The 531-nt window shown below is 50.7% G+C and carries 1 protein-coding gene; it reads right to left on the bottom strand.

From position 1 onward, the window contains the following. Positions 1–350, bottom strand: a 350-nt coding sequence (locus tag AC1D01_RS38195) for a hypothetical protein (RefSeq protein WP_477875226.1), incomplete at its 3' end; no start/stop codon positions are given. Positions 351–531 lie beyond the last annotated feature (181 nt).

Here is a 531-nt window from a genome sequence, read left to right as displayed (position 1 = left end):
TGCTGGAAGTTTATCAATGTGCTTATCATCATCTCAAGAGTGCTGTCACACAGGATCAATGATTTGCTGCCCGATTTTATTTTTTCGCCCATCACGTGCGCAAAGTTCTTTGGGAGGCAGAAGTAGGTGCAGAACTCCAGGATTCTGTCGTGACTGTCTGGCGCTTTTGCGATCTCGAGTGAATCGATGTAGAGATCGATTTCGTAACTTCTCGGTTTATCATCGTCCGCGAATTCAGGCCTCTTGGCGTTCAATTCATCGAGAAGCTGTAGCCGTATCGGTCGTACTTCTTCTTCTAAAAATGAATATTTTTCGAGGGGAAGTCTTGAGTCGGGCAAGGGGCGTTTCATGTTGTTCAGATGAATGATGAGTCGAGGCGCGAAGTGATGGACCGTTTCATGACGAAGGAGCAATGGCGCCAGGCATTGGCTTCCTCGTTCTGTAACGGATACGGTCTTTCCGTTCCATTCTTCGCTGCCTCCCCCTCGCGCGCAGCGACGCACTCGCCCTTGCTGCGTTCCGGCCGTGGGC

It is taken from the genome of Rhizobacter sp. P3_B12, from assembly GCF_056402895.1.
This window is presented reverse-complemented; position numbering and strand designations above follow the sequence as displayed.